Origin of the sequence: Kitasatospora sp. NPDC091257, from assembly GCF_044757675.1 — a bacterium.
In the GTDB taxonomy this organism is placed as follows: domain Bacteria; phylum Actinomycetota; class Actinomycetes; order Streptomycetales; family Streptomycetaceae; genus Kitasatospora; species Kitasatospora lactacystinica.
In genome coordinates, this window is record NZ_JBIVVI010001533.1 from 1 (window position 1) to 1,805 (window position 1,805).

The 1,805-nt window shown below is 70.9% G+C and carries 1 protein-coding gene; it reads right to left on the minus strand.

The annotated features are described in order from the left end of the window. Nucleotides 1-102: 102 nt before the first annotated feature. Nucleotides 103-1,599, minus strand: coding sequence for an MFS transporter (locus ACIQOV_RS40010; RefSeq protein WP_401055870.1), 1,497 nt, complete (start codon nt 1,597-1,599; stop codon nt 103-105). Between the last annotated feature and the right edge of the window lie 206 nt (nt 1,600-1,805).

Below are 1,805 nucleotides of genomic sequence, written 5' to 3' on the forward strand. Positions count from 1 at the left end.
GGGCCGATCACCGTGCCGGACCCCGTACGTTCGTGATGCCCTCGCGACGTACGGAGGCCGGGCCCCGCGCCCTGTCCCTGAGCGCGGGGGCCGGACGCCCTGTCAGGCGTCGGTCTTGACCAGCTCGGGGCTGGAGTCCTGCCGGGCCGCGCCGCCGGCGACCGTCGCGGTGGCGGCCGCGGTGCCGCCGCGGATCAGGAACGGGACGACGCCGGCGACGGCGCAGATGACGGCCGCGGTCCAGAACGCATGCTTGTAGGCGTCCAGGGTGGGCAGCGAGAGCGGGATCTGCGGCGGCAGCTTCATGGTGTCGCCGGTCAGGATGGCGGCCATGACGGCGGTGCCGATCGCGCCACCGACCGTGCGCAGCACGGAGTTCATGCCGTTGGCGATGCCGCTCTGCTCGACCGGGACGGCGCCGTTGATGTAGGCCGGCATCGCGGCGAAGGCGAGGCCGACGCCGAGACCGAAGATCGCCGAGGCGGTGTAGATGTCGCCCTCGTGCCCGTGGCGCACGGCCAGGTAGGCCATCGCGACGGCGCCGAGGACGCCACCGAGGACCAGCGGCAGACGCGGGCCGCGACGGGCGATCAGCAGGGCGCCGACCGGGGCGGCGACCATCGAGCCGATCGCGGACGGCAGCAGCAGGAGGCCGGCGTGCAGCACGCTGGCGGTGAAGCCGTAGTGGGTCAGCTTCTCCGGGGTCTGGGCGAAGTTGCTGATGACCATGAAGGAGCCGTACATGCCGAAGCCGATGAGCAGGCCGGCCACGTTGGTGAAGGCGACGGCCGGACGGGCCATCATCTTCATGTCCACGAGCGGGTGTGCGACCTTGGTCTCGATGATCCCCCAGACCAGGGCGACCACGGCGGCGACGGCGAACAGGCCGAGCGTCTTGTTGGAGGTCCAGCCCCAGTGGTTGCCCTGGCTGACCGCGACCAGCAGCGCGGAGAGCCAGCCGGCCAGGGTGAGGGCGCCGAGCGGGTCGGCGCCGCCCTCCTTGTCGGTGACCGGGTCGGTCGGGACGCGGAAGGCGACCAGGGCGATCGCGATCAGGCCGAAGACCAGGCCCATCCAGAAGATCGACTTGTAGTCCCAGTGCTCCAGCAGGAGGCCGGTGGCGACCAGGCCGAGGCCGGAGCCGACGCCCATCGAGGCGCTGATGGCGGCGACGCCGCCGGTCACCTTCCGCTTGGGCAGCTCGTCCCGGACGATGCTGATCGCCAGTGGCAGGACGCCACCGCCGGCGCCCTGGAGGACACGGGCGACGACCAGCCAGGTGAAGGAGTGGGTGCTGACCGCCAGCGCCGAACCGGCGACCAGGCCGGCCAGCGAGATCAGCAGCATCGGCTTGCGGCCCCGGAGGTCGCCGAAGCGGCCCAGGAGGGGAGTCAGCACGGCTGCGGAGAGCAGGTTGGCGGTCATCAGCCAGGTGATGCTGGAGGCGGAGACGCTCAGTTCCTTGGCCAGCGAGGGCAGGATCGGGACGACCGCGGTCTGCACCACGCTGAACGACAGCATCGCCAGGATGAGGGCCGGCAGGACCCGGGCGCTGCTCTGCTTCTCGGCCGCGGTGGTGGGCTGTGGTGCCTCACTCACGGTTGCTTCCTCCCGTACATAGTGAATGAACTGAAGTAACCATGCAGGGAGATACTTCAGAGTGTCAAATATCGAGTGGTTAAGCTTTGGCAAAGACGAACGGTCGGGTACGCGACAAGGGCGGTCGGGCGCCCGACCGGGCGCGCGACCAGGCGCGCGACCAGGGCCCCGGACGGTGTCCGGGGCCCTGGTCGCGGGGCGTTGCC